The following is a 25,865-nucleotide window of genomic DNA, read 5'->3' as shown; positions in this document are numbered from 1 at the left end:
CGACAGTCCACGGGCGCGAGCGCGCGTGGACTGTCGCTCAGCCCGTGAGGTCGGTGGCGGGCCGGCCGGCGCCGAGGCCCGCTGCCAGCCGCTCGGCGGCGTGCAGCAGCCGTGCGGTCACCGGGTGGGCGGGGTGCGCGAAGACCTCGGCGGCCGGTCCGTGCTCGACGACCGCGCCGCGGTGCACCACGAGGACGTCGTCCGCCATCCGACGGACCGCTCGCAGGTCGTGCGACACGAACACCATCGCCACCCCGGTCTCGTCGCGGAGCCGTTCGAGCAGCCGCAGCACGGCGTCCTGCACCGTGGCGTCGAGGGCGGTCACCGGCTCGTCGAGCACGATCACCTCGGGGTCGGTCGCCAGCGCGCGGGCGATCGCGAGCCGCTGCCGTTGCCCGCCGGACAGGGTGCGGGGGGAGCGGGACCGCAGCACGGGGTCGAGGTCGACCTGCCGCAGTGCCGCGTCGACCCGTTCGCCGAGCGCCCCGCGAGCCCGCCGTTCGTCACCGCGCGAGAACGCGTCGGCGAGGACCCGCTCCACGCTCCACCGTTCGTCGAACGTCGCGCCGGGGTCCTGCACGACGGCCGCGACCCGGTGTCGTCGGGGGCGTCGCTCGCGCTCGGGCAGCGGGACCCAGGGCCCGTCGTCGAGGGTGACCGTGCCGGCGTCGGGCGTCTCGAGCCCGAGGAGCATCCGCGCCAGCGTCGTCTTGCCCGAGCCCGAGGCGCCGATCACCCCGAGCACCCGTCCCCGCTCGAGCGCGAACGACACGTCGTCGACCGCGAGCAGCGCGCCGTACCCCCGCGAGAGTCCCTGCGCCGCGAGCACCCCCCTCGCACCATGCGAGGTCGGCTCCGAACCGTGCGAGGTCGGAACGGCAGCGGGCGACGCGGCAGCACCGGCCGCGCGCACCAGCGCCCGGGTCGCGGGGTGCGTCGGTGCCGCGAAGACCTCGGCGACCGCGCCCTCCTCGACGATCCGGCCCTCGTGCACGACGGCGACCCGGTCGGCCCACCCCGCGACGAGCCCCAGGTCGTGCGTGATGACGAGCAGTCCGGCGCCCCGTGTCTGCGCCGCCCGCAGCTGCTCCATCACGGTGACGGCGACCCCGGCGTCGAGCGCGGTCGTCGGTTCGTCGGCGACCAGCAGCGCGGGGGACCCGACGGTGGCCGCGGCGATGAGGGCCCGCTGTCGCATCCCGCCCGACAGCGTTCCGGCGAGCCGACCGTCGGTCGCGATGTCCGGGTCGAGGCCCACCGCGGTCAGGGCGTCGCGCACGGCGTCCACGCGCTCGGCCGCACGCATCTCGGTGTGCAGGCGGAGGCTGTCGGCGACCTCGCGCCCGACGGGGCGCAGCGGGTCCAACGCGCCCAGGGCCTCCTGGCCGACGTAGCCGACCCGTGATCCCCGCAGCCGGCGCCACCGCCGGTCCGTGTACCCGTCGACGTCGACACCGTCGACCGCGAACACGTCGGCCTGCACGGCGGCGCCGGGCGCGGACAGGCCGAGCACGGCGCGGGCGGTGACGGTCTTGCCGGAGCCGGACGCCCCGACCAGGGCGACGCACTCGCCGGCGTCGACGCGCAGGTCGACACCGTGCACGATCGGGGTGCCACCGATGGCGACGGTGAGCCCCCGGACGTCGAGGACGGCGCTCACCGCGTGGCCCCGGTCCGTCGGATCGCCCGGCCGAGCACGGTGACGGCGGTCGCGAGCACCACGATCGCGAGTCCGGGGAAGGTGCTCATCCACGGCGCGGTCTGCAGGTAGGTGCGACCGTCGGCGAGCATCGCGCCCCACTCCGGCGCGGGCGGGGGCGTGCCGACGCCGAGGTAGCTCAGCGCCGAGGCCCACACGACCGCCTGCCCGACCCCGAGCGTGGCGACGGCGACGACGGGCCAGAGCGCCGTCGGCAGCACGTGTCGGACCACGGTGCGGGCGGGGGAGCGGCCGAGCAGCACCGCCGTCTCGACCACCTGCGAACTCCGGGCGGCCCGGACCAGACCGCGCACGATCCGGGCGTAGCCGGGAGCGGTCGCGAAGCCGACCGCGAGCACCGCCGGCACCGGACCCGGACCGGTCACGGCGATGACGACCAGGGCGACGAGCAGCAGTGGCAGGGCGAACGCGACCTCGGTGACGCGGCCGATGACGGCGTCGAGCAGGCGTCCGAGTCGTCCGGCCCCGGCGCCGAGCCCGGCGACGACGCCGAGCAGGACGCCCGCCCCGCCGCCGATCAGGGTCGCGGCGACGCCGACGACGAGCGATGCGCGGGTCCCCGCGACCACCCGTGCCAGGACGTCGCGTCCGGACTCGTCGGTGCCGAACGGGTGCGCGCCGCTCGGCGCAGCCAGGGCATCTGCTGGGTGCACCGCGAGCGGGTCCCCGCCGCCGAGCAGGGCGGGCCACGCCGCCGCCACGACGGCGACCAGGACGACCACCCCCGCGGTGATGCCGCCGGCGCCGAGCGTCCCCCCACGGACGCGCTCGGTGCCGGCGGCGGTCTGGTGGCCGGGCGCTCCGGTCTGGAGGCCCGGGTCGGCGATCCCGCTCACCGCGCGCCCGCCGGACGGCCGGGTCCACGGCGTCGCGCGTCGCCAGGGCGGGAGGTCGCGTTCCGTGCGTTGCTGCGCGGGTCGACGGCACGCTCGACCAGGTCGGCCACGGCGAGTACGACGACGTACGCTGCCGCCGACACCATCGCGATGCCGGCGACGAGCGGCATGTCCCGCTGGGTGACGGCGGTGACGAGGGCACGGCCGATGCCGGGCAGGGCGAACACGGACTCGACGACCACGGCTCCGGAGACGAGCGACCCGAAGGCCCATGCGGACAGCGCGATCCCGGGCAGGGCTGCGTGCCGGAGCAGGTGGCGTCCGAACAGTCCGACGCGGGTCTCGCCCCGGCCCCGGGCGGCGAGTGCGAAGGCGGAGCGCTGCGCGTCGACCACGCCGTCGCGCACGGTCTCGGCCAGGTACCCGGCGACCGGCACGGCCACGGTCAGCACCGGGAGCACCCACCCGCGCGCGGTGCCGTCACTGACCGCCGGCACCCATCCCAGCGAGGTGGCGAACACCACGATGAGCACGCTGCCGAGCCAGAAGTGCGGCATCACGCTCGCGGTGACGCTCAGGGCGCTGGTGAGCTCGGCGGCGATCCGGCCGCGCTGCGTCGAGGCCCACGCGGCGACGATCGCCAGCACCCAGGCGACGACGAGGCCGGCGACCGCGAGCGTCAGCGTGACGGGCAGCTGCTGGGCGAGGAGCGTCGCGACCGGGGTGCGGAAGGCGTACGAGTCCCCGAGCTGGCCGGTCGCCAGGCGTCCGAGGAACACCGCGTACTGCACCAGGACCGGCTGGTCGAGGCCGTACTCGTGGCGGACCTGGGCGACGGCCTCGGCCGAGGCCTGCGAGCCCGGTCCGCCGAGGATCGCGAGCGCCGGGTCACCCGGGATGAGCCGGATCGCGACGAAGACGATCGTCGCGACGGCCCAGAGCACGCCGATGCCCCCGGCGAGCCGCCGGACGGCCCACCAGACCCATCGCATCCGGGTCAGCGGTCGATCCAGGCGGTGCCGAACCAGGGCGTCGAGACCGGGGTCGTCTGGATGCCGTGCACGGCCGAGCGCACCAGGAAGTGGTTCTGCTGGTCGTACAGGGGGAGCACCGTGCCGCTCGCCAGGATCGCTTTCTGGGCCTGCTCGTACAGGTCGGCGCGCTCGTCGGCGTCCGAGGTGCGGGCGGCCCGCTCGAGCAGCCGGTCGAGCGCGGGGTCGTCGAGCTGGGCGAGGTTCGCGAAGTAGCCGGACGGTGCCGGTTCGATGCTCGCGCTGTCGTACAGGATGCGCAGGACGTCGGGACCGACCTTCGTGTACGGGGCGCTGACGAGGTCGTACTCGTTCGCTGCGAGAGCGGCGTACCAGCTGGACAGGTCGAGTTCGTCGAGCACGACCTTGAACCCGACGGCCTTCTCGGACGCCTGGATCTGCTGGAACAGGCTGCGCTCGGCCGGCACCGACTGGTTCGTCGAGACGGGGAACGTCACGGTGAGCTGCTGGCCGTCCTTCTCGCGGATGCCGTCCGAGCCGACCTTCCACCCGGCGTCGTCGAGGAGCTGCTTCGCCTTGGACGGAGAGTGGTCGAACCGGCTCTTTTCCGAGTACGCGAGCGGCTCAGCGCTCGAGAGCACCGAGTACGAGCGCTTCGCGGTGCCGAGGAACAGCGACTGCAGGCCGGGGTCGATCTCGGCACCGGCGATGAAGGCCTGGCGCACCGCTTCGTCGCGGAAGACCCCGTGACCGGAGTTCAGCTCGAGCCGGTTCGAGGCACCGGGGCGCGGGGCGTCGAGGTCGCGGATCGCTCCCTTCGCCGACGCGGCCTTGAGCTGGTCGGGCTGGGCGTTGTCGATCACGTCGACCTGGCCGGACTGCAGCGCGGCGTAGCGCGAGGTCGAGTCCGGCAGGAACCGCCACGTGATGCCGGACAGGCGCGGCTTCGTCGCCCCCCAGTAATCGGTGTTCTTCGTCAGGGTGACGCGGTCGCCGTGCTTCCAGCCGGTGACCCGGAACGGGCCGGTGCCGACGGGGGACTCGCAGTTCGTCGCCTGCTCGCGCTCGAGCGCCTTCGGGGACTCCATGCCCAGCCAGGGCTGCGAGAAGGACTCGAGCAGCGCGCTGTCCGGCCGGCTCAGCGTCAGCGTGACGGTGTGCTCGTCGGTGGCGGTCGCCTTCGTGATGGACTGCAGTGCCAGGTAGCCGGTGCTCGAGGCGGTGGCCGGGTCCTGCACGTGCTCGATGTTCGCCACGACCGCGGCGGCGTCGAACGGGGTGCCGTCGGTGAAGGAGACGTCGTCCCTCAGGGTGAACGCCAGGGTCTTCCCGTCGTCGCTCGTGGTCCACTTCGTCGCGAGCTCGGGTGTCGGCTTGCCGTCCTCGAGCCCGACGAGCTCCTCGATGTACTGCGTCGCCAGGAGCGCCTGCGGGTAGTTGCCGCCGACGTGCGGGTCGAGGCAGGTCGGTTCGGCGTCGCCTGAGGCGTAGGTGAGCGTGCCGCCCGCGACCGGGGTGCTGCTCCCGGTGCTCGTGCCCGGTCCGCTGCAGGCAGCCAGGACGAGCAGGACCGCCGAGGCGCCCGCGACTGCGGTGAGGGTTTTCTGTACTGAGTCCAAGATCATGGCGGATCGAGTCTAGCGGTTTACTGGGGCCCATGGACGAACCGATCCGCCGCGGTGGCCGCCCCCGACGATCGAGCGCCGAGGTGCTCGCGGACGCCGCCGCCGAGCTCTTCCTCGAGCAGGGGTACGGACGCACCACGGTCGACCAGATCGCCGCCCGCGCCGGGGTCAGCCGCGCGACGTTCTTCAACTACTTCCCGGCGAAGGCCGACGTGATGTGGCTCGAGCTCGACGCCGCCGTCGCCGGCCTGCCCGGGTACCTCGCCGCGTCGACCGAGCCGAGCGTCGTCCGGGCCGTCGAGCAGGCGCTCCTCGCCGCAGCCCGTGCCCACGACCCCGAGCGGGTTCCGTGGGCCGTCGCGCAGGCCGAGGTGATGGGCATCGGGCCCGAGCTGGTGGCGGGCGTCGCGGTCCGGGTGACGGCGCAGCACGAGGCCGTCGCCGCCTTCGTCGCGGGCCGCACGGGGGAGCAGTCGCGCTCGCTCTGGCCGCAGACGGTGTCCGGCGCGATGCTCGGGGCCGCCGCCGCTGCGTTCGGGGTGTGGGTCACCGACGGGGTCGGCCGCCGTGCGCTCGTCGAGTACGTCGCGGCGGCGCTCACCCCGGTGGTCGCGGGCCTCGACGCCCGCTGACACGCCGGCGTCTCGCCGCGACGAGACGCGATCGTGTAGCGCGAAAGTCCTGACGCAAGACGCCGTCGTGTCGGCACCACGCCCCGTTCCCCGCGAGACGCCGCCGAATTCGGCGGCGTCTCGCGCACGTGGCGGCGTCTCGCGGTGACGCCGGCGTGATGCCTAGACGCATGACGCCGGCATGATGCGGTGACGCCAGCGTGATGCGTAGACGCATGACGCCGGCGTGATGCGCAGACGCCGGCGTCGTGCGGTGGGCGCAGCCGGTGGCGGGCCGGGAGGCTCGTTGCGGGCTGGTGCCGCGCCTCCAGTCCGGTGGTGGGCCGCGTTCTCGTGCGCGCCACACGCCGGCGTCCTCGCGGGACGCCGCGCAGCTCGCGAGACGCCGCCACGTTCGGCGGTGTGTTGGCGACCTGGCGGCGTCAGCGGAAGACGACGGCGTTTCTCGGCCAAGCCACGACCCTCCCGACCGCCCGAAGCTCGCCCGACGCCCACCCGTCCGGCCTCGGACGCGTCACTCCGTCCGCAGGGTCCCCGCGCCACCGGACGCCACGTCCGAAGCGGTGCCGTCCCGGACGACCTCGGGCACGTCGCCGTCGGTCGGCACCAGCGACTCGTCGCCCGGGTAGCTCAGGGTGAGGACGGCCTCCTCGATGTACGGGCTGTCCTCGAGCGACTTCTCCACGTCACGCAACCGCACCGCCACGTGCTCCTCGGTCTCGTTGCCCGTCAGGTCGACGGCCGCGACGAGGTACACCCGCGACGGCCCCACGAACTCCAGGTGCAGGTAGGTGACCCGCTCGACCTGCGACCGGCCCAGCAGCTCGACGAGCACCGCGTTCTCGAGCTCGGGGGACGTGCTCTCGCCGAGCAGGAACCGGCGGTTGCGGTCGATCAGGACGATCGCGACGACCCCCAGCAGCACACCGATCGCGATGGAGCCGAGCGCGTCGAAGACCGCCAGCCCGGTGACCTGGTGCAGGAACACCCCGAGGAACGCCACGACCAGGCCGATCAGCGCCGCCGCGTCCTCGGCGAACACCGCACGGAGCGTCGGGTTCGACGACTGCAGCACGTGCCGCAGCACCGGGACCTTGCGCTTGGTCGCGGCACCGTGCGCCTGCCGGTAGGCCTGCAGGAAGCTCGTGCCCTCGAGCAGGAACGCGACCCCGAGCACGACGTAGTTGAGCACGACGTCCTCGGCCGGCCCGGTGTCCCCGAACTCCGAGATGCCGTGGTAGATCGAGACGATCGCACCGGCCGTGAACAGGCCGAACGCGGCGAACATCGACCAGATGTAGGTCTCGCGTCCGTACCCGAGCGGGTGCGCGGTGTCCCGCTTCTTGCCGCCGCGTCGTTCCGCGACGAGCAGGAACACCTCGTTGCCGGTGTCCGCCCAGGAGTGCGCCGCTTCGGCCACCATCGAGGCCGAACCCGAGACGAGCGAGGCGATCGTCTTCGCGATCGCGACGAGCAGGTTCGCCCCGAACGCGATCAGGACGGTGACGAGTGACTCGGGGCGTTCTTCTGCGGGCATCACTCAAGCATGCTCCCGTCCGGTAAAGTCGTGTTCCAAGAGCGTCGATCCGGCCATCACCGGGGAGCTTCCGGAAGAACGCGGAGCGCATCAGCGCCTCCGTCAGTAGAACCGGGCGGGTTCGGGACCGTCACCACCCCCGACACAGAGTGGTCGCACAGCGCACGTTGGGCGGCAAACGAGGTGGTACCGCGGAACCTGCTTCCGTCCTCGTGGAGATCGAGCGAACCCACAAGGAGTCCCGGTGCCGTACCCGTTGAACGCCGATGCCGATGGCGTCGTCCCCTCGCCGAGCTTCCCCGCCGTCGAGCGGGGCATCCTCGCCTTCTGGAAGCGCGACGACACGTTCCAGGCGTCCATCGACGCGCGCGAGGGCTGCCCGGAGTGGACCTTCTACGACGGCCCGCCCTTCGCCAACGGCCTGCCGCACTACGGGCACCTGCTGACGGGCTACGCCAAGGACGTCTTCCCGCGCTACCAGACCATGCGCGGCAAGCAGGTGCACCGCCGCTTCGGCTGGGACACCCACGGCCTGCCCGCCGAGCTCGAGGCGATGCGCCAGCTCGGCATCACCGAGAAGCACGAGATCGACGCCATGGGTATCGACGTCTTCAACGCCGCCGCCAAGAAGTCCGTGCTGCAGTACACCGACGAGTGGCAGGAGTACGTCACCCGCCAGGCGCGCTGGGTCGACTTCGAGGACGACTACAAGACCCTCGACGTCACCTTCATGGAGAGCGTGCTCTGGGCGTGGAAGCAGCTCTGGGACAAGGGCCTGGCGTACGAGGGCTTCCGGGTCCTGCCGTACTGCTGGAACGACCAGACGCCGCTCTCCAACCACGAGCTGCGCATGGACGACGACGTCTACAAGATGCGCCAGGACCAGTCCGTCACCGTCTCGTTCCCGCTGCACGGCGACCGCGCTTCCGCGCTCGCCCTGACCGGTGTGCGGGCACTCGCCTGGACGACGACCCCCTGGACCCTCCCCACGAATGCCGCGTTGGCGGTCGGACCGGCGATCACCTACGCGGTCGTACCGGCGGGCCCTGGAGGCGCGGCTGACGGTGGCGAAGCGGGTTCCGCCTCGTACCTCCTCGCGTCCGACACCGTGGCCGCGCACGCGAAGGAGCTCGGCTACGCCTCGGGCGACGAGGCGCTCGCCGCCGTCGCGCGCACGCTGACGGGCGCCGAGCTCGATGGCGTCGAGTACGAGCGCCTGTTCGACTTCCTGGCCGAGCAGGAGGGGTACGACAACGCCTGGCGCATCCTGGTCGCCGAGTACGTCGAGACCGGGGAGGGCACCGGCATCGTGCACCAGGCCCCGGCCTACGGCGCCGACGACCAAGAGGTCTGCGCAGCAGCCGGCATCCCCGTCGTGCTGTCGCTGGACGAGGGCGGCGTCTTCACGTCCCAGTTCGGCGAGGTCGCCGGGATGCTCTGGTCGGACGCGAACAAGCCGCTGACGAAGGCCGTCCGCGACGCCGGGCGACTGCTCCGCCAGGCGTCCTACGAGCACAGCTACCCGCACTGCTGGCGGTGCCGGAAGCCCCTCATCTACAAGGCCGTCTCGTCGTGGTTCGTCCGCGTCACCGAACTCCGCGACCGCATGGGCCAGCTCAACCAGGACATCAACTGGGTGCCGGACAACGTCAAGGACGGCCAGTTCGGCAAGTGGGTCGGCAACGCCATCGACTGGTCGGTCTCGCGCAACCGCTACTTCGGCACGCCGATCCCGGTGTGGCAGTCCGACGACCCCGAGTACCCGCGCACCGACGTGTACGGCTCGCTCGCCGACATCGAGCGCGACTTCGGCCGCCTGCCGGTGAACGCCGAGGGCGAGGTCGACCTGCACCGCCCGTTCATCGACGATCTGACGCGGCCGAACCCCGACGACCCCACGGGCAACTCGACGATGCGCCGGATCACCGACGTGTTCGACGTGTGGTTCGACTCCGGGTCGATGCCGTACGCCCAGGTGCACTACCCGTTCGAGAACCGGGAGTGGTTCGAGTCGCACAGCCCGGCCGACTTCATCGTCGAGTACATCGGGCAGACGCGCGGCTGGTTCTACGTCATGCACGTGCTCTCCACCGCGCTGTTCGACCGTCCGGCGTTCCGGAACGTCATCAGCCACGGCATCGTCCTCGGCTCGGACGGCCAGAAGATGTCGAAGTCGCTCCGGAACTACCCGGACGTCTCCGAGGTCTTCGACCGCGACGGCGCCGACGCCATGCGCTGGTTCCTGATGTCCTCGTCGGTGATCCGCGGCGGCAACCTCGTCGTCACGGAAGAGGGCATCCGCCAGGGTGTCCGCGAGTTCATGCTGCCGCTGTGGTCGACGTACTACTTCTTCACCCTGTACGCGAACGCCTCGGGTCCCGACGGGTACCGGGCCCAGCGCCGGACCGACTCGACCGACGTGCTCGACCGGTACCTGCTCGCGAAGACCCGGGTCCTCGTCACCGACGTCCGGACGCACCTCGACGCGCTCGACACCCCGCTCGCTGCCCAGGCCGTCCGCGACTTCGCCGACGTGCTGACGAACTGGTACGTCCGCCGCTCGCGCGACAAGTTCTGGACCGGGGCCGACGCGGACGCCGGGATCGAGACCCGCGCGGCGTTCGACACGCTGTACACCGTGCTCGAGACGCTGACCAGGGTCGCCGCCCCGCTCGCGCCGCTCGTCACCGAGGAGATCTGGAAGGGCCTGACCGGTGGGCGCAGCGTCCACCTGACGGACTTCCCGGACCCCGACGAGTTCCCCGCCGACGACGCCCTCGTCGACGCGATGGACCGTGTGCGCGACGTCGCCTCGAAGGGCTTGGCGCTCCGCAAGGCCACCGGCAAGCGCGTCCGGCTGCCCCTCGCCACGCTGACCCTGGTGGTGCCGGACCCGGCGGCGGTCGAACCGTTCGCCGACATCCTGCGCGACGAGCTCAACGTGAAGCGCGTCGTGCTCGAGGAGCAGGCCGAGGAGTCGCTGGCGCAGTACGGCATCGAGCGGAAGCTCACCGTGAACGCCCGCGTCGCCGGCCCCCGCATCGGCAAGCAGGTGCAGCAGGTGATCCCGGCAGCCAAGAAGGGCGACTGGACCGCGACCGACTCCGGCGTGACCGTCGGCGGCGTCGACCTGATCGAGGGCGAGTACTCGCTCGACCTCACCGTGGCCGACGCCTCGGTGGCCGTGGCGTTCCTCGACGAGGGCGGCTTCGTGGTGCTCGACACCGTGACCACGCCCGAACTCGAGGCCGAGGGGCTCGCCCGCGACGTCGTCCGCGCCGTCCAGCAGGCCCGCCGCGACGCCGACCTCGACGTCAGCGACCGCATCGCCCTGACCCTCCAGGTGGACGACACGGCCGACGGCGCGGTCCGCGCGCACCAGGAGCTCATCGCGGGGGAGACCCTGGCGACGAGCGTCGAGATCCTGCCCCTCGGGGCGGACGACACCACCACCGACGTCGGTGACGGTGCGAAGGTATCCGTGGAGGTAGCACGCGCATGAGTGACGACGACCAGTACGACGACCACGAGGCGAACGAGGAGTTCGTCGGACACGACGAGTTCGACGGCCGCGACGAGGACGGCATCCGGATCCCGGTCGGCCCCTCCGGAGACGCTCCAGCCGACGCCGTGCCCTACGGGGGCGACGACGACGAGGTCCGCCGCGTCGAGGCCGCCCTGTACGCCCGCATCGGTGAACAGGCCCCCGAGCGCCGGCTGACCGCCACCCGCCGCGCCGTCGAGCTGCTCGGCGACCCGCACCTGGCGTACCCGGTGATCCACGTGACGGGCACGAACGGCAAGACGTCGACCGCGCGCACCATCGAGAGCATCGTCCGGGCACACGGTCTGCGCACCGGCCTGATGACGAGCCCGCACCTGGTGTCGATCCGGGAACGCATCGTGGTCGACGGCCAGCCGATCGCGGCGGACCGGTTCGTCGAGAACTGGGACGACATCGCCCCGGTGCTCGAGATCACCGACCGCGAGCTCGCCGACAAGGGCGAACTCCCGCTGACCTTCTTCGAGGCGCTCACCGTGCTCGCCCTGGCGTGCTTCGCCGAGGCGCCGGTGGACGTCGCCGTGATCGAGGTCGGCATGGGCGGCGAGTGGGACTCCACCAACGTCGTGCAGAGCCAGGTGTCGGTGTTCACGCCGATCGCCATCGACCACGCGAAGCAGCTCGGTGCCACGGTGGCCGAGATCGCCCGCACCAAGTCGGGCATCGTCAAGCCGTCGTCCGCCGTGGTGTCGAGCCGGCAGGTCCCCGAGGCCCTCGCCGAACTCGAGCGCGCCGCCGAACTCACCGAGTCCACCCTGGCCGTCGAGGGCACCGTGGGCCCCTTCGAGCCGGTACCTGACCGTCGCGAAGCGGCGGGCAGGCCGAGCTCGCAGGGATTCAGCGTCGTCGACGTCACCCCGGCCGTGGGCGGACAGCTCATCACCGTGCAGGGCATCGCCGGCCGCTACGACGACCTGTTCCTGCCGCTGTTCGGCCGGCACCAGGCCGAGAACGCCGCCGTGGCGATCGCGGCGGTCGAGTCGTTCCTCGGCCGCGGGGCCCAGGCCCTCGACGAGGACGTCCTGTCCGAGGGCATCGCCGGCACGACGAGCCCCGGTCGCCTGCAGCCCATCGCGACCGACCCGACCGTCGTCGTCGACGCCGCGCACAACCCGCACGGTGCGAAGGCCCTGGCCGAGGCGCTGCCGGTCGCGTTCCCGTCCGAGCACGTCGTCGGCGTCGTCGGGATCCTCGGAGACAAGGACGCCCGCGGGTTCGTCCGCGCGCTCAAGGACACCGTCGCCACGTTCGTCGTGACGCAGCCGCCGGGGGAGCGAGCGCTCGACGCGGACGAGTTCGCCCGGGTCGTCGTCGACGAGGTCGGCGAGGACCGCGTCGTCGTCGAGCCGTCCCTGGCGTCCGCACTGCAGGAAGCGCGCAGCCTGGCCGACGAGGCGGACGCCGAGGACGCCCTCGTGCTCGTCGCGGGCTCCATCGTGATGGTGGGCGCGGTCATGGACCTCGTGCACCGCGAAGGCGAGGCGAAGTGACGGACGCACCAGGGGCCTCCCGGCCGGGCCGCGCACCGCGCACCCGGAAGCCGCGCCGCGAACGCGGGGCGCAGGAGAGCCTGCTCTCGATCACCCTGGTGCTCGAGGCGATCATGTTCTTCTTCCCCATGCTCGTCGTCTTCGGCAAGGGCACGCTTCCGCCCGCAGCGGCCTTCGGCGGCGGCATCGGCGCGATCATCGTCCTCGCAGCTGCCTCACGTCTGACGGGCAACCCGGCCGGTGTAGGGTTCGGGTGGCTGCTGCAGGCGGCCATCCTCGCCACCGGGTTCATCGAACCGTTCATGTTCGCGGTCGCCGTGGTGTTCCTGGCGCTGTGGGTCTTCTGCTTCGTCAAGGGCGGTCAACTGGACCGCCAGAACGCCGCGCGCCGAGCGGCCATGGGCGAGGACTGACCACCACATTCGACCCCGAACACAGGGAGTACTGCGTGTCCGACTTCGAAGAGACCCTCGTCCTCGTCAAGCCCGACGGCGTCGCCCGCCAGCTGACCGGTGAGATCCTCCGCCGGATCGAGGCGAAGGGCTACGAGCTCGTCGACCTGAAGATGCTCACCGCACCGCGCGACCTGCTCGACGCGCACTACGAGGAGCACCAGGGCAAGCCGTTCTTCGAGCCGCTCGTCGAGTTCATGCAGTCCGGTCCGGTCGTCGCCGTGCGCGTCGCCGGCAACGGTGCGATCGCGGGCTTCCGCTCGCTCGCCGGCACCACCGACCCGACCTCGGCCGCGCCCGGCACCATCCGTGGTGACCTCGGCCGCGACTGGGGCCTCAAGGTGCAGCAGAACCTGGTCCACGGTTCGGACAGCCCCGAGTCGGCCGCGCGCGAGCTCGCGCTCTGGTTCGCCTGAGCGGCGGGCACGACGTGACGAACAACGACCGACCCACCAAGAACGAGCGGCGTCAGCACGCCCGAGAGGTCGCACGCCAGCGAGCCGACGCCGAGAAGCGCCGCAAGCGCCGCAACAAGTGGTTCCTGCAGGGCGGCATCGGCCTGGGCATCGTGGCGATCGCCGCGATCATCGCGATCGTCGTGGTGAACGTGAACAACGCGCCCGTGGTGTCCGCAGCGGGGCCGAAGAACATGGCCACCGGGGCGATCCAGTTCACCGGCCAGGACGGCAAGGTCACCCCGGTGACCACGCCGGCCGTCTCCGCGACGGGCTCGGCCTCGCCGGTCCCGACAGCGAACAGCGACGGTGCCGTGACGGTCACCGAGTACGTCGACTGGGCCTGCCCGGTCTGCAAGCAGTTCGAGGCGGCCTACTCCGACCAGATCCTCGACAAGGTGAAGTCGGGCGACGCGACCCTGGCGATCCAGCCGGTGTCGATCCTCGACCGCAGCTACGCGGGCTCCCGCTACGCCAGCCGTGCCGCGAACGCCGCCATGTGCGTGGCGAACTACGCGCCGGACAAGTTCCTCGACGTGCAGACGCAGTTCTTCGAGAACCAGCCGGCCGAGGGCACCAAGGGCCTGACCAACTCCGAGATCGCGAAGCTCGTCAAGGCGGGCGGCGCGACCGGTTCTGACCTGTCCGAGTGCCTGTCGTCCGAGCAGTTCAAGGGCTGGGTGACGAAGTCCACGCAGGCCGTCACCACGAACGAGGCGCTCGCGGGCACGCAGGGCTTCGGCACGCCGACGATCGTCGTCGACGGCAAGCGCCTGGACGACCTGAGCACCGTCATCACCGCGATCGACGCCGCGGCGAAGTAACACTCCCCGAACGACCGACGGCCCTCGCTCCCATCCGGGAGCGGGGGCCGTTCGTCGTGCGGCGGGCGGGCGGGCGGTCGCACGGCGAGGACGCGGCGGGACGGTGCGCGCGGCTAGGACGCCCTGCCGTGCTTCCGGACGAAGGCCGCGAACGCGTCGACGTCAGCGAGGGACGCCGCGCCGTCCGCGTTGTACTGCTCGCCGTCGACGATGATCGTCGGCGTGCTCGTGATCCCGTCGAGCGACGAGTTCGGCACCGGGTCGTGCATCGCCCGGTTGGTCGCGTCGGCGACCCACCCGGCGAAGTCCTGCCGGGTGATGCACGGTGTCACGGCCGGGTCCGTCGCCCCCGCTCCGCGCGCGAGGGACGCCAGCTCGTCGTTCGTGAGTCCGCGCGTGCTCTCCGAGGGCTGGTGTTCGTACAGCGAGCTGTTGAACGCCAGGAACGCGTCCGGGTCGTGGTCCGCCACGCAGGCGGCAGCCGCAGCCGAGCGGGTGGAGTACCGGGATCCGAGCGACACGCGGTCGAGCAGCCCGAGCGGATGCAGCTCGAGGGTCGCGGTGCCGTCCTCGACCCACTGCCGGATCCGGGACATCTGGGCCGTCTCGAACTGGTTGCAGTACGGGCACATGTAGTCCGCGTAGATCGTGATCGCGGTCTCGGAGCCGTCCTGCTCGGTCGGCGTCGGGGTCCCGCCGTCGGGCACCGCCCGCGTCTCGACGGGCACGATCCTGCCGTTGACCCCGGTGAGCAGGACGCCGTCGCTCGCCGTGTTGCGCGGCCCCGGACCGGCGGGCTGCACGGAGTTCGCGATCACCAGGACCACCACCGCGATCACCGCGAGGCCGCCGACGATGATCCCGCTGATGCCGAGTGTGCGGAGGCGGCGTCGGCGCGACTGCTCCGCCGCCCGTGCCGCTCGCGCGCGTTCACGTGCGGCGTCCCGGCGCGCCCTGCTGCTCTCGTTCTCGTTCATCGATCCCGAGCGTAGGGGCAGCGGGGACGGCTCAGAAGCTGGTGAGGACCGCGGGGAACTTGATGATGATCGTGACGATGATGACCAGGTAGTTCGCCAGCGCGAACGCCCAGCTGAAGGGCAGGAGCGACCGCCCGACACCCTGCGCTCCGGCGCCGAAGCGACCCTGGGCGGCGTTCCAGATCGTGAACACCCAGAACATCGGGATGGTCATCGACCAGACGAGCATGCACCACGGGCACAGGGCACCGATGACGAAGACGGTCTGCGTGAACAGCCAGGTCACGAACACCCACGCCAGGAGGACACCGGCGTTGAACGCGATCCAGAACCAGCGCGAACCGTTCCGGAACCCGGCGAGCAGCAGCACGGCGACGGCGATCGGCGCGACGAACCCCATGACGCCGAGCAGCGGGTTCGGGAACCCGAACAGATGCCCCTGCCAGCTGGCCATCACGTCGGAGCAGTTGATGAAGGGGTTCACGTCACAGCTCAGGACGGCCTTCGGGTTCTGGTACTTCGTGAACTCGTCCAAGACGAGCCGGAACGAGCCGAACAGGCCGACGATCCCGGTGACGAGCAGGAAGACCGCCATCGCGATCGGACGACGGGGGGCAGGTGCAGACGCGGTCACGCGGTCATCATCGCATGCGGGTTCCGGTGCTTTCGGGGTGCGGCATGCGATAATGCCTGGAGGTCGTGCGGCCAACCGCACACCGAAGAGAGCTTTCCGAGTGACGCCCCACCGGGCTGAACCCGGACGATCCGGTGCGGTGAGAGCGCACTGTGGTCGGGACAGCGTCACTCCGACGCCGAGCCGACCCGGGCCGGGTGCCCGGACCGGAACGGGCGCGGACGCAAGCGAAGTTGACGCAGACCGGTCACGAGACAGCGAGCGCGGGGGCGTCGACGCCGCCCGCCACAACTACAGAATTCCCGCCGCCCGAAAGGGTGCGAGTGGGGCCGAGGAGTGCACCAGTCCATGGTGGAGCAGAACAACGACAACACGACCAACGACGAGAACGCGCCGAAGCGCCGGAGCCGCCTGTTCGGCGGTCGCCGCGCCCGGTCGTCCGGCCAGGAGGCCCGTGGGGGCGCCGAGCAGGCACCCCACGCCGACGAGACCCTCGCGCTGACGGGCGGCGCTGACGCCCGTCCCGCGGCCAGCGTCGGGTCTCCCGATTCGCCGGATTCTCCCGATTCGCCGGACTCCCCGGCATCGCCCGTCGAGCCGACCGACACCGGGGCGGTCTCCGTCGCGGTCGAGGCCGTGGCCGACAGCGGTGCCGAGCCGCACGACGTGAGCACGCTGACCGGTGACCTGCCGGTCGTGACGGGCGACCAGTCGGGCACCGCGAGCGACGGGGCGGACGCGGACCGCGCCTCCCGTCCGGCCGACGCCGCACCGACGGCCGAGGCGAACGACGACGCCGCACCCGCCGACGAGCCGTTCGTGCCGAAGGCCACGAGCACGCTCAGCCTGATCTTCCACGCGCCGGTGCTGCCGGAGCTGCCGCAGCGCGCGCCCCGGTTCGATCGCGACCGCGACCGCGACCGTGACCGCGACGAGGACGACCGCTACGACCGCGAGGACCGCTTCGACCGCGATCGGGACCGTGACGACCGCGACGACCAGGGCGGCTCGCGCCGTCGCTCGCGTCGCCGTGGTTCGAGCGCGGACCGCGAGGCCCGCGAGCCGCGCGACCACCAGGAGCCGCGCCGCCGCGAGCCGGAGCTCATCACCGAGCCGCAGCGCATCAAGGGCTCGACCCGACTCGAGGCGAAGAAGCAGCGCCGTCGTGACGGCCGCGACGCCGGACGCCGCCGTCAGGTGGTCAGCGAGGACGAGTTCCTCGCCCGCCGCGAGAGCGTCGACCGCCAGATGATCGTCCGCTCCAGCTCGTCGACGATCGAGATCGGCGTGCTCGAGGACGGCATCCTCGCCGAGCACTACATCACCAAGTCCGAGAACGTGTCGCTCATCGGCAACGTCTACCTCGGCAAGGTGCAGAACGTCCTGCCCTCGATGGAGGCGGCGTTCGTCGACATCGGTCGTGGCCGGAACGCCGTGCTCTACGCCGGTGAGGTCGACTGGAACTCCGTCGAGACCGGCAACCACGGTCGCCGCATCGAAGCAGCGCTCAAGCCGGGCGACAAGGTCCTCGTGCAGGTCACGAAGGACCCGGTCGGCCACAAGGGTGCCCGCCTCACCAGCCAGATCTCGCTGCCGGGTCGCTACCTGGTCTACGTGCCGAACGGCTCGATGAACGGGATCTCGCGCAAGCTGCCGGACACCGAGCGTGCCCGACTGAAGAAGATCCTGAAGGAGGTCCTGCCGGAGCACGCGGGCGTCATCGTCCGCACCGCTGCCGAGGGCGCGACCGAGGAGCAGCTCACCCGCGACGTGCAGCGCCTGACCAGCCAGTGGGAGGCCATCCAGAAGAAGGTCGCCGGCGGTCACGCCCCGGTGATGCTGCACTCCGAGCCCGACCTGCTCATCAAGATCGTCCGCGACGTCTTCAACGAGGACTTCACGAAGCTGATCATCGACGGCGAGGCCGCCGGCGGCACCATCGACGAGTACCTGTCGGCCGTCGCCCCGGACCTCAAGGACCGCGTCGTCCGGTACGAGGGCCCCGACTCGTTCGAGGAGTTCCGCCTCAACGAGCAGATCGACAAGGCGCTCGACCGCAAGGTCTGGCTGCCCTCCGGCGGTTCGCTCGTCATCGACCGGACCGAGGCCATGACGGTCGTCGACGTCAACACGGGCAAGTTCGTCGGCTCCGGCGGCAACCTCGAGGAGACGGTCACGAAGAACAACCTCGAGGCCGCCGAGGAGATCGTCCGGCAGCTCCGCCTGCGGGACATCGGCGGCATCATCGTCGTCGACTTCATCGACATGGTGCTCGAGGAGAACCGCGACCTCGTGCTCCGCCGTCTGGTGGAGTGCCTGAGCCGTGACCGGACGAAGCACCAGGTCGCCGAGATCACCTCGCTCGGCCTCGTGCAGATGACCCGCAAGAAGATCGGCGTCGGTCTGCGCGAGTCCCTCGACGAGGTCAACGCCAAGATCAACGACAACAACGCCGACCCGGGCCCGAGCAAGGGTCGTCGCAAGGGCCGTGGCGGGAACGGCAACGAGAACGGCCGGTCCGGCAACGGCGGGAACGGCGGCAACGGGAACTCCGGTTCGTCGGGGTCGTCGAACGGGGCGTCCAGCCAGGCGCACCAGATCACCGACGACGTGAAGAACGCGCTGTCGCGGATCGCCGCCTCGACCCTGTCGCACGACGAGCAAGAGGCGGCAGCTGCTGCCGTGACCGCCACGGAGGCCGCGGCACCGTCGTCGGCCGACGCGTCGACCGGCACGGACAGCACGGGTGGCGAACAGCCGACCGGCTCGAAGCGTCGTCGTCGTGGCCGTGGAGGCCGCGGGGCTGACCAGCAGACCGGAGACCAGCAGAACGGCGACCAGCAGGCCGCTGCACCGGCTGGGGCCACCGAGGCGCCGCAGGCACCTGCCGCCGAGCAGTCGGACGCACCGGAGTCCTCGGCCACCGCCGAGCCCACCGTGGTCGTCGAGCCCGAGGCGCGTGCGCCGAAGGGCGCTGCTCCGGCCGTCACGGAGACCGCGGCCGCACCGAAGGCGAAGGCCCCGGCCCGCCGTCGCGTGAGCTCGAGCGCCACCGTGACCCCGACCGACAACACCGTCGCGATCCTGGACATCCCGATCGCCGCGGCGCCCAAGCGCGAGCCCCGCGCGGTCGCCCCGGACGCCGAGTCCCTGCTCGACTCGGTGCTCCAGGCGCTCCCGGAACCGAAGCAGCCCGGACAGGGGCGCTCGCGCTCGCGCCGGGTCTCGTCGCCGAGCATCAGCGCTCCGGCCACGCCGACGGAGGAGCCGACCGACGACGCCGACGGCTCCGACGGCGCAGTGATCCTGGGGAACTGACGTGACGAACCCGGGCGACCCGCAGCAGCAGCGTGGGTACTACGGTGCGGGCTGGTCCCAGCCCGCACCGCCCGGCCCGGGTGCCCAGCAGCCCGGTGGCCCCGTGCCGCCGCAGCAGGGCGGTGTGCCGCAGTACGGGCGTCAGCCCGGTGCCGGCGCGCCGTACGCCCCGCCGCGGCCGCCCCGTGCCCCGGCAGACCCGCGTCGGGCCTTCGCGCCCGGGGCCTCGGTGACGAACACGGCCGGTGCGCTCATCGCCGTGGTGGCCCTGGTGCTCGTCGAGTTCGTGTCCGGGCTCTTCGGGCTGCTCGGCACCTCGCTCGTGGTCAGTCCGTTCCGGCACTACGGCGCCGGCACGAGCCTGCTCGGCAGCTTCACGACCGGGGTCTTCGTGGCGCCGTTCCCGTACTACGTCGGCGCGTTCCTGGCCCTGGCGTTCCTGACGCCGATCGACCGTCGCAGCCCGCTGCCGAGGCTCCTGCTCCGCGTGGTCCTCGCCGGCGCCGCTGGCACGGTGGCCCTGATGCTCGTCGGGGTCTTCACCGGGTCGCTCGGAGCGACCACCGCAGGCGCCTCCCAGCTCGTCATCGACGTGGTCACGCGGCCGCTGCAGAACGGTCTGCCGTTCACGGTGATGCTCCTGGCGACCGCCACCGCGGCCTGGCTCTGGCTCGGCCGACCGCGCCGCGGACGAGGCCCGTCGACGACCCCGGGGATGCCGGGCACCGTCCGACCCGCCGACGCGGTCCCGCCGTCGACGATCCAGCCGCAGCAGCAGCAGCCTCCGCAGCAGCCCCCGGCGAACCCCTGGGGCGGACCAGCGCCCCGCTGAGCCCGTTCCCGGCCCCTCGCACGCGCAGCCCTGCGAGCCGGCGGCGCGCCGTGCGAGGTGCCGCGTGGGGCGGACCCGCACCGGGCCTCCCGGCCGTCCTGAGGCGCTGTCAGAGGCCGCGCTTGTCGCGCTGCGCCACGCGCAGCCCACTGCGGATCAACCGCAGTACGAGCTCGCGACCGGTCACCGCCGAGGCGCCCGCGGCCACGAGTTCGTCGTAGCGCGCGAGCGGGACGTCGTAGTGGTCGTGGTCGAACGCACGGCGCGGCACACCTGCCCGCGCAGCGAACGCGTGGAGTTCCGCGTAGGATTCATCACTGACGAGGTGCGACCACAGTGTGTCGTGGGCGGGCCACGTCGGTGGGTCGATCAACACGGTCACCGTGCAATCGTACGGGTGTCGCCGTTTGACCGGACCCAGGGTGATCGAGTATTCTCGGTCCCTGGTGTCAGCGGGCCGTTCTGCCTGCGTCGCCGATCGGGCCCGGCCTTCCCGGGAGCCGCTCGTGCAGAAGTGGGCACCCGAGACTTCCCTCAAGCAGAGTTACGTAAGGATTTCCACGTGGTTTACGCAGTAGTGCGCGCCGGCGGCCGTCAGGAGAAGGTCGAGGTCGGCACCATCCTGACCATCGACCGTGCCAAGGCGGACGACAAGGGCAACATCGACCTCGCCCCCGTGCTCCTCGTGGACGGTGACAAGATCACGTCGGCGGCTTCCGAGCTCGCGAACGTGACCGTCACCGCCGAGGTGCTCGACGACCTCCGTGGTCCCAAGGTCATCATCCAGAAGTTCAAGAACAAGACCGGGTACAAGAAGCGCCAGGGTTTCCGCGCTGAGCTGACCCGCGTCAAGATCACCAAGATCGCGTAAGGGAGTCAACTCATGGCACACAAGAAGGGTGCGAGTTCCACTCGCAACGGTCGTGACTCGAACGCACAGCGCCTCGGCGTGAAGCGCTTCGGTGGCGAGGTCGTCAACGCCGGCGAGATCATCGTCCGCCAGCGCGGAACCCACTTCCACCCGGGCGCCAACGTCGGCCGCGGTGGCGACGACACGCTGTTCGCCCTCTCGTCCGGTTCGGTCGAGTTCGGCACCAAGGGTGGCCGCAAGGTCATCAACATCGTCAACGCGTAGTCGTTCGAACGACTGCAGCTGGAGGGGCGGGCCGAGTGCCCGCCCCTCCTTCGCTTTTCCCGCCGACGATCCCGTCGGCACAACGAAACACCAGGAGTGGACCCATGGCGACCTTCGTCGACCGCGTGACCCTGCACCTCAGCGCGGGGCACGGCGGCAACGGCTGCGTGTCGGTCCGCCGTGAGAAGTTCAAGCCCCTCGCCGGGCCCGACGGCGGCAACGGCGGTGACGGCGGCGACATCGTGCTCGTGGCCGACCCCCAGGTGACGACGCTGCTCGGCTACCACCGTTCCCCGCACCGCTCGTCGAAGAACGGCCAGCCCGGCATGGGCGACCACCGCAGCGGTCTCAGCGGCGAGGTCCTCGAGCTCCCGATGCCCGTCGGCACCGTGGTGTACGACGAGTCCGGCGAAGTCATCGCCGACCTCACCGAGCCCGGCATGCGCGTCGTCGTGGCTCCCGGTGGACAGGGCGGCCTCGGCAACGCGGCGCTCTCCACCACGAAGCGCAAGGCCCCCGGCTTCGCGCTGCTCGGCACCGAGGGCTGGGCGGGGGACATCAGCCTCGAGCTGAAGACCATCGCCGACGTGGCCCTCGTCGGGTTCCCGAGCGCCGGCAAGTCCTCGCTCATCGCGGCCGTCTCCGCCGCCAAGCCGAAGATCGCGGACTACCCGTTCACGACCCTCACCCCGAACCTCGGCGTCGTCGAGTCCGGTGACACCCGGTTCACCGTCGCCGACGTCCCCGGTCTGATCGAGGGCGCGTCCGAGGGCAAGGGCCTGGGCCTCGAGTTCCTGCGCCACGTCGAGCGGTGCGAGGCGCTGCTCCACGTCATCGACTGCGCCACGCTCGACCCGGGCCGCGACCCGATCAGCGACCTCGACGTCATCCTCGGCGAGCTCGAGCGCTACCCGGTCCCCGAGGGCCAGGTGCCGCTGCTCGAGCGCCCGCAGCTCATCGCCCTGAACAAGATCGACGTGCCCGAGGCGCAGGAGCTCGCCGAGTTCGTCACCGCCGAGCTCGAGGGCCGCGGCTACCGCGTCTTCCCGATCTCCACGGCGTCCCGCAAGGGGCTCCGCGAGCTGACGTTCGCCCTGGCCGACATCGTCGAGCAGGCCCGCGCCGCCCGTGCTGCCGAGCCCGTGCCGGAGCGCATCGTGCTCCGCCCCCGCTCGGTCAACGAGAAGCCCTTCACCGTGCGCGCCGAAGGCGGCGAGGAGCACCGCTTCTACCGCGTCCGCGGCGCCAAGCCGGAGCGCTGGGTCCAGCAGACCGACTTCACGAACGAAGAGGCGATCGGCTACCTGGCCGACCGGCTCGCGAAGCTCGGCGTCGAGGACGGCCTGTTCAAGGCCGGAGCCGTCGCCGGCTCGACCGTCGTCATCGGTGGCGACGGCGGCATGGTGTTCGACTGGGAGCCCACGCTCACGTCGACCGCGGAGCTCATCACGAGTGCCCGCGGCACCGACGCCCGCATCGGTGCGACCTCGCGTCCGACCCGCAACGAGCGGCGCGAGGAGTACTTCGAGCGGATGGACGCCAAGGCGGCCGCCCGTGCCGAGCTCGAGCAGGAGCGCGTCTCCGGGCTCTGGGTGGACGACGACGTGGTGACCAGCGACCAGCTCGGCACCAGCGACCAGGTCGAGACCAGCGACCAGAAGGACTGACCGCGGCATGACCGACACGACCGCCCGCACCGACCTCGGACCCGTCACACGGCGCGAGGACATCCCGCGTGCGCGGCGGATCGTGGTCAAGGTCGGCTCGTCCTCGGTCAGCGGTGACGCCGCCGGCCAGATCGGCCCCCTGGTGGACGCTCTGGCCGCCGCCTACGGTCGAGGGACCGAGGTCGTGCTCGTGTCGTCCGGTGCGATCGCGACCGGGTTCCCGTTCCTCGGGCTCGAGGGCCGACCGGACGACCTCGCCACGCAGCAGGCGGCGGCCGCAACCGGGCAGAACGTCCTGATGTTCCGGTACCAGAAGGAACTCGACCGGCACGGTGTCGTCGCGGCGCAGATCCTGCTCACCGCCGGTGACCTGCAGAACCCCACGCACCGTGTGAACGCCCAGCGGGCCATCGACCGGTTGCTCGCCCTGCGCGTGCTCCCGATCGTGAACGAGAACGACACCGTCGCCACGCACGAGATCCGCTTCGGCGACAACGACCGGCTCGCGGCCCTGGTGGCCCGGCTGCTCGGCGCCGACGCCCTCGTCCTGCTCTCCGACGTCGAGGCGCTCTACACGGCACCCCCGGAGCAGCCGGGCGCGACCCGCATCGACGAGGTGCCGTTCGGCGACGAGCTGGCCGGGGTCACCTTCGGCTCGATCGGCACCGCGGGCGTCGGCACCGGGGGAGCAGGGACCAAGGTCGCCGCCGCGCGGCTCGCGGCCGAGGCGGGCACCGCGGTGCTCGTGACCGACACGGCGCTGGTCGACCGCGCGCTGGCGGGCGAACACCTCGGCACCTGGTTCCACGCCGCGCCGCGTCCCTGACACGGCCCGCAGTGCGCCACGCCGCGCCGCGCCGCGCCGCGCCTCGCGGGTGGCACCGAGTGGTCACGACTCCCCGTTGGGTCGCGGTCGTGTGGTCGGGAACCGTCGCCGCGGGCGGCGCGGAGCGTCGATCTGCGACCGCTCGGCGGGCGGGGGACGACGTGTCGTGACCGCTCGGCGCGACCGGTCGACGGGGTGGACGCGACCGCCTGGAGGCCCGGTGCGTGTCCGGGGACCGGTGGCGGGCCTCCAGGCGGTCGCGACTCCCCGTTGGGTCGTGGTCGTGTGGTCGGGAGTCGTCGCTGCGGGCGGCGCGGAGCGACGATCTGCGACCGCTCGGCGGGCGGGGGACGACGTGTCGTGACTGGTCGGCGCGGCCGGTCGACGGGGTGGACGCGACCGCCTGGAGGCCCGGTGCGTGTCCGGGGACCGGTGGCGGGCCTCCAGGCGGTCGCGACTCCCCGTTGGGTCGCGGTCGTGTGGTCGGGAGCCGTCGCCGCGGGCGGCGCGGAGCGTCGATCTGCGACCGCTCGGCGGGCGGGGGACGACATGTCGTGACTGGTCGGCGCGGCCGGTCGACGGGGTGGACGCGACCGCCTGGAGGCCCGGTGCGTGTCCGGGGACCGGTGGCGGGCCTCCAGGCGGTCGCGACTCCCCGTTGGGTCGTGGTCGTGTGGTCGGGAGTCGTCGCTGCGGGCGGCGCGGAGCGACGATCTGCGACCGCTCGGCGGGCGGGGGACGACATGTCGTGACCGGTCGGCGCGGCGGACCGGGCCTGGAGGCACGGCGAGCGTCCGGCACGCCCGTCACGAACCGGGGGACGGACCTACAATCGGTCCATGTCGTCGATCGCGCCCGCCCCGACCCTGACCGACAAGCTCGTGGCGGCACGGGCCGCCTCGTCGGCGCTCGCGACCGCGACGACCGCCGTCAAGGACGCGGCCCTCGGCGCGATCGCCTCGGCGGTGCGTGCCGCGACGGACGAGATCGTCGCCGCGAACCACGACGACCTCGTTGCCGGCGAGGACGGCGGACTCTCGTCCGGGCTGCTCGACCGGCTGCGACTCGACCCCGTCCGGATCGAAGCCCTCGCCGCCACGGTCGAGCACGTCGTCGGGCTGACCGACCCCGTGGGGGAGCACGTGCGCGGGTCGCAGCTGCCGAACGGACTCCAGCTCACCCAGGTGCGCGTGCCGTTCGGTGTCGTCGGGGCCATCTACGAGGCACGCCCGAACGTCACCGTCGACATCGCCTCGCTCGCGCTCAAGTCGGGCAACGCCGTCGTGCTCCGTGGTGGGTCGGCGGCCCAGCACACGAACGCCGTGCTCGTCGCCCGGATCCAGGACGCGGTCGAGTCGGTCGGCCTGCCCCGCGACCTGGTGCAGACCATCGACGAGTTCGGGCGCGCCGGTGCAACCGAGCTCATGCGCGCACGTGGCCTGGTCGACGTGCTGATCCCGCGGGGGAGCGCCACGCTCATCCAGACCGTCGTCACCGAGTCGCAGGTACCCGTCATCGAGACCGGTGCGGGCGTCGTGCACGTGTTCCTCGACGCGTCCGCGCCGGAGCAGCGTGCGGTCGACATCGTCCTGAACAGCAAGGTGCAGCGGCCGAGCGTGTGCAACGCCCTCGAGACCCTCCTGGTGCACGAGGCCGCGGCCGAACGACTCCTGCCGGTGCTGGCCGACCGGCTGCGGGCGTCCGGTGTCACGCTGCGCGGCGACGACGCCGCGCGGGCGATCGTGCCCGGGGTGCTCCGAGCCACCGAGGACGACTGGGCGACCGAGTCGATGGACCTCGACCTGTCGATCCGCGTCGTGCCCGACGTCGACGCGGCGATGGCGCACATCGCCCGATGGTCGACGCACCACACGGAGTCGATCGTCACGAACGACGTCGACACCGCCGAGCGGTTCCTGGCGACCGTCGACTCGGCGGTCGTCATGGTGAACGCCTCGACCCGGTTCACCGACGGTGGCGAGTTCGGTTTCGGGGCCGAGGTCGGCATCTCGACGCAGAAGCTGCACGCGCGTGGTCCGATGGGCCTGCCGGAGCTCACGAGCACGAAGTGGATCGTGCGCGGCTCCGGGCAGATCCGCGGCTAGACTGAACGGCGTCTTTCCCCGACCGAACGGAGCACGAACGATGACCTTCCTCGCAGAAGCTGCTGAGCACGCCTCCGGGGCGCCCGCGTTCGTGTTCCCGATGGTCGGCGCCCTCTTCTTCATCTTCCTCGGCTTCGTGACCTGGAGCTTCCGCGACGTGGCCTACCGCCACTCCCAGAAGTTCGAGGCCACCCGCCACCACGAGACGGGTGTCGACGAGTTCGGCCACACCAAGATCTGACCGAC

General features: G+C 71.9%; 22 protein-coding genes. 14 read left to right on the top strand and 8 right to left on the bottom strand.

Translation table 11 applies throughout. From position 1 onward, the window contains the following. Positions 1-37: 37 nt before the first annotated feature. The 4 genes from DEJ35_RS02330 to DEJ35_RS02315 are packed head-to-tail and all read right to left on the bottom strand — an operon-like array spanning position 38 to position 5,173. Positions 38-1,660 carry an ABC transporter ATP-binding protein gene (locus DEJ35_RS02330; RefSeq protein WP_111191969.1) on the bottom strand — a complete coding sequence of 541 codons (1,623 nt, stop codon included), beginning with the start codon at positions 1,658-1,660 and terminating at the stop codon, positions 38-40. Then, the gene (locus DEJ35_RS02325) at positions 1,657-2,556 is read right to left on the bottom strand and encodes an ABC transporter permease (RefSeq protein ID WP_111191968.1); all 900 of its coding nucleotides are present in this window, start codon (positions 2,554-2,556) and stop codon (positions 1,657-1,659) included. Before DEJ35_RS02325 ends, DEJ35_RS02330 begins: the two co-directional genes overlap by 4 nt. Continuing rightward, entirely contained in the window at positions 2,553-3,548 is a 996-nt protein-coding gene (locus DEJ35_RS02320; protein ID WP_111191967.1) for an ABC transporter permease, read from the bottom strand. The genes DEJ35_RS02325 and DEJ35_RS02320 overlap by 4 nt, the downstream gene beginning before the upstream one ends. Positions 3,549-3,553: 5 nt before the next feature. After that, complete coding sequence (locus DEJ35_RS02315; RefSeq protein WP_111191966.1) at positions 3,554-5,173, bottom strand: ABC transporter substrate-binding protein; 1,620 nt, start codon at positions 5,171-5,173, stop codon at positions 3,554-3,556. A gap of 32 nt (positions 5,174-5,205) precedes the next feature. Here DEJ35_RS02315 and DEJ35_RS02310 point away from each other — a divergent pair, with 32 nt between their 5' ends. Continuing rightward, positions 5,206-5,805, top strand: a complete 600-nt coding sequence (locus DEJ35_RS02310) for a TetR family transcriptional regulator (protein WP_111191965.1) — start codon at positions 5,206-5,208, stop codon at positions 5,803-5,805. Positions 5,806-6,319: 514 nt separating this feature from the next. Here DEJ35_RS02310 and DEJ35_RS02305 read toward each other — a convergent pair. Continuing rightward, the gene (locus tag DEJ35_RS02305; RefSeq protein ID WP_111090535.1) at positions 6,320-7,342 is read right to left on the bottom strand and encodes a cation diffusion facilitator family transporter; all 1,023 of its coding nucleotides are present in this window, start codon (positions 7,340-7,342) and stop codon (positions 6,320-6,322) included. Between the two features lie 244 nt (positions 7,343-7,586). Here DEJ35_RS02305 and ileS point away from each other — a divergent pair, with 244 nt between their 5' ends. From ileS to DEJ35_RS02280, 5 genes are read left to right on the top strand one after another with little or no spacing between them, the layout of a single operon-like run. Further along, positions 7,587-10,844, top strand: a complete 3,258-nt coding sequence (gene ileS, locus DEJ35_RS02300) for an isoleucine--tRNA ligase (protein ID WP_111191964.1) — start codon at positions 7,587-7,589, stop codon at positions 10,842-10,844. Next, on the top strand, positions 10,841-12,394 hold the full coding sequence (locus DEJ35_RS02295) for a folylpolyglutamate synthase/dihydrofolate synthase family protein (protein WP_181435474.1): 1,554 nt from the start codon (positions 10,841-10,843) through the stop codon (positions 12,392-12,394). Before ileS ends, DEJ35_RS02295 begins: the two co-directional genes overlap by 4 nt. Then, positions 12,391-12,807, top strand: coding sequence for a DUF4233 domain-containing protein (locus tag DEJ35_RS02290; RefSeq protein ID WP_110859222.1), 417 nt, complete (start codon positions 12,391-12,393; stop codon positions 12,805-12,807). Before DEJ35_RS02295 ends, DEJ35_RS02290 begins: the two co-directional genes overlap by 4 nt. Before the next feature lie 35 nt (positions 12,808-12,842). Further along, entirely contained in the window at positions 12,843-13,262 is a 420-nt protein-coding gene (gene ndk / locus DEJ35_RS02285) for a nucleoside-diphosphate kinase (protein ID WP_017885984.1), read from the top strand. Between the two features lie 14 nt (positions 13,263-13,276). Then, positions 13,277-14,125 carry a thioredoxin domain-containing protein gene (locus DEJ35_RS02280; RefSeq protein ID WP_111057898.1) on the top strand — a complete coding sequence of 283 codons (849 nt, stop codon included), beginning with the start codon at positions 13,277-13,279 and terminating at the stop codon, positions 14,123-14,125. Positions 14,126-14,238: 113 nt separating this feature from the next. Here the strand turns inward: DEJ35_RS02280 and DEJ35_RS02275 are convergent, their stop codons facing one another. Further along, positions 14,239-15,102 carry a thioredoxin domain-containing protein gene (locus tag DEJ35_RS02275; protein ID WP_111191963.1) on the bottom strand — a complete coding sequence of 288 codons (864 nt, stop codon included), beginning with the start codon at positions 15,100-15,102 and terminating at the stop codon, positions 14,239-14,241. A 31-nt stretch (positions 15,103-15,133) separates the two neighbouring features. Continuing rightward, complete coding sequence (locus tag DEJ35_RS02270; protein ID WP_258378410.1) at positions 15,134-15,736, bottom strand: vitamin K epoxide reductase family protein; 603 nt, start codon at positions 15,734-15,736, stop codon at positions 15,134-15,136. Between the two features lie 348 nt (positions 15,737-16,084). Here DEJ35_RS02270 and DEJ35_RS02265 point away from each other — a divergent pair, with 348 nt between their 5' ends. Both DEJ35_RS02265 and DEJ35_RS02260 read left to right on the top strand, forming a co-directional pair. Further along, complete coding sequence (locus tag DEJ35_RS02265) at positions 16,085-19,054, top strand: Rne/Rng family ribonuclease (protein ID WP_111123165.1); 2,970 nt, start codon at positions 16,085-16,087, stop codon at positions 19,052-19,054. 1 nt (position 19,055) lies between these two features. After that, positions 19,056-19,886, top strand: coding sequence for a hypothetical protein (locus DEJ35_RS02260; RefSeq protein WP_111123095.1), 831 nt, complete (start codon positions 19,056-19,058; stop codon positions 19,884-19,886). 109 nt (positions 19,887-19,995) lie between these two features. Here DEJ35_RS02260 and DEJ35_RS02255 read toward each other — a convergent pair whose 3' ends face one another. Continuing rightward, positions 19,996-20,268: a DUF4031 domain-containing protein gene (locus DEJ35_RS02255; RefSeq protein ID WP_110859229.1), complete on the bottom strand. Its 273-nt coding sequence runs from the start codon at positions 20,266-20,268 to the stop codon at positions 19,996-19,998. Positions 20,269-20,448: 180 nt separating this feature from the next. Here DEJ35_RS02255 and rplU point away from each other — a divergent pair, with 180 nt between their 5' ends. From rplU to DEJ35_RS02220, 6 genes are all read left to right on the top strand, one after another. Then, positions 20,449-20,757 (top strand): 50S ribosomal protein L21, encoded by a 309-nt coding sequence (gene rplU / locus DEJ35_RS02250; RefSeq protein WP_027464715.1) that lies wholly within the window; start codon positions 20,449-20,451, stop codon positions 20,755-20,757. 12 nt (positions 20,758-20,769) lie between these two features. Next, a complete protein-coding gene (gene rpmA / locus DEJ35_RS02245; protein ID WP_017885976.1) occupies positions 20,770-21,021 on the top strand; it encodes a 50S ribosomal protein L27 in 252 nt (83 codons plus the stop codon). A gap of 104 nt (positions 21,022-21,125) precedes the next feature. After that, positions 21,126-22,688: a GTPase ObgE gene (obgE, locus tag DEJ35_RS02240; RefSeq protein ID WP_110859230.1), complete on the top strand. Its 1,563-nt coding sequence runs from the start codon at positions 21,126-21,128 to the stop codon at positions 22,686-22,688. Between the two features lie 7 nt (positions 22,689-22,695). Then, positions 22,696-23,514 carry a glutamate 5-kinase gene (proB, locus tag DEJ35_RS02235; protein WP_217499638.1) on the top strand — a complete coding sequence of 273 codons (819 nt, stop codon included), beginning with the start codon at positions 22,696-22,698 and terminating at the stop codon, positions 23,512-23,514. An 839-nt stretch (positions 23,515-24,353) separates the two neighbouring features. After that, complete coding sequence (locus DEJ35_RS02225; RefSeq protein ID WP_111191960.1) at positions 24,354-25,619, top strand: glutamate-5-semialdehyde dehydrogenase; 1,266 nt, start codon at positions 24,354-24,356, stop codon at positions 25,617-25,619. Positions 25,620-25,659: 40 nt separating this feature from the next. Next, complete coding sequence (locus tag DEJ35_RS02220) at positions 25,660-25,860, top strand: hypothetical protein (RefSeq protein ID WP_110859232.1); 201 nt, start codon at positions 25,660-25,662, stop codon at positions 25,858-25,860. Positions 25,861-25,865 lie beyond the last annotated feature (5 nt).

This window comes from Curtobacterium sp. MCPF17_051 (genome assembly GCF_003234595.1).
GTDB classification, from domain to species: domain Bacteria; phylum Actinomycetota; class Actinomycetes; order Actinomycetales; family Microbacteriaceae; genus Curtobacterium; species Curtobacterium flaccumfaciens.
This window is presented reverse-complemented; position numbering and strand designations above follow the sequence as displayed.

Coding starts and splice junctions, on each gene's coding strand:
- proB (WP_217499638.1), top strand. CDS start 22,696: ATGACCGACACGACCGCCCGCACCGACCTCGGACCCGTCACACGGCGC.
- DEJ35_RS02320 (WP_111191967.1), bottom strand. CDS start 3,548: ATGCGATGGGTCTGGTGGGCCGTCCGGCGGCTCGCCGGGGGCATCGGC.
- DEJ35_RS02275 (WP_111191963.1), bottom strand. CDS start 15,102: ATGAACGAGAACGAGAGCAGCAGGGCGCGCCGGGACGCCGCACGTGAA.
- DEJ35_RS02315 (WP_111191966.1), bottom strand. CDS start 5,173: ATGATCTTGGACTCAGTACAGAAAACCCTCACCGCAGTCGCGGGCGCC.
- obgE (WP_110859230.1), top strand. CDS start 21,126: ATGGCGACCTTCGTCGACCGCGTGACCCTGCACCTCAGCGCGGGGCAC.
- DEJ35_RS02305 (WP_111090535.1), bottom strand. CDS start 7,342: ATGCCCGCAGAAGAACGCCCCGAGTCACTCGTCACCGTCCTGATCGCG.
- DEJ35_RS02295 (WP_181435474.1), top strand. CDS start 10,841: ATGAGTGACGACGACCAGTACGACGACCACGAGGCGAACGAGGAGTTC.
- rpmA (WP_017885976.1), top strand. CDS start 20,770: ATGGCACACAAGAAGGGTGCGAGTTCCACTCGCAACGGTCGTGACTCG.
- DEJ35_RS02265 (WP_111123165.1), top strand. CDS start 16,085: ATGGTGGAGCAGAACAACGACAACACGACCAACGACGAGAACGCGCCG.
- DEJ35_RS02220 (WP_110859232.1), top strand. CDS start 25,660: ATGACCTTCCTCGCAGAAGCTGCTGAGCACGCCTCCGGGGCGCCCGCG.
- DEJ35_RS02310 (WP_111191965.1), top strand. CDS start 5,206: ATGGACGAACCGATCCGCCGCGGTGGCCGCCCCCGACGATCGAGCGCC.
- DEJ35_RS02225 (WP_111191960.1), top strand. CDS start 24,354: ATGTCGTCGATCGCGCCCGCCCCGACCCTGACCGACAAGCTCGTGGCG.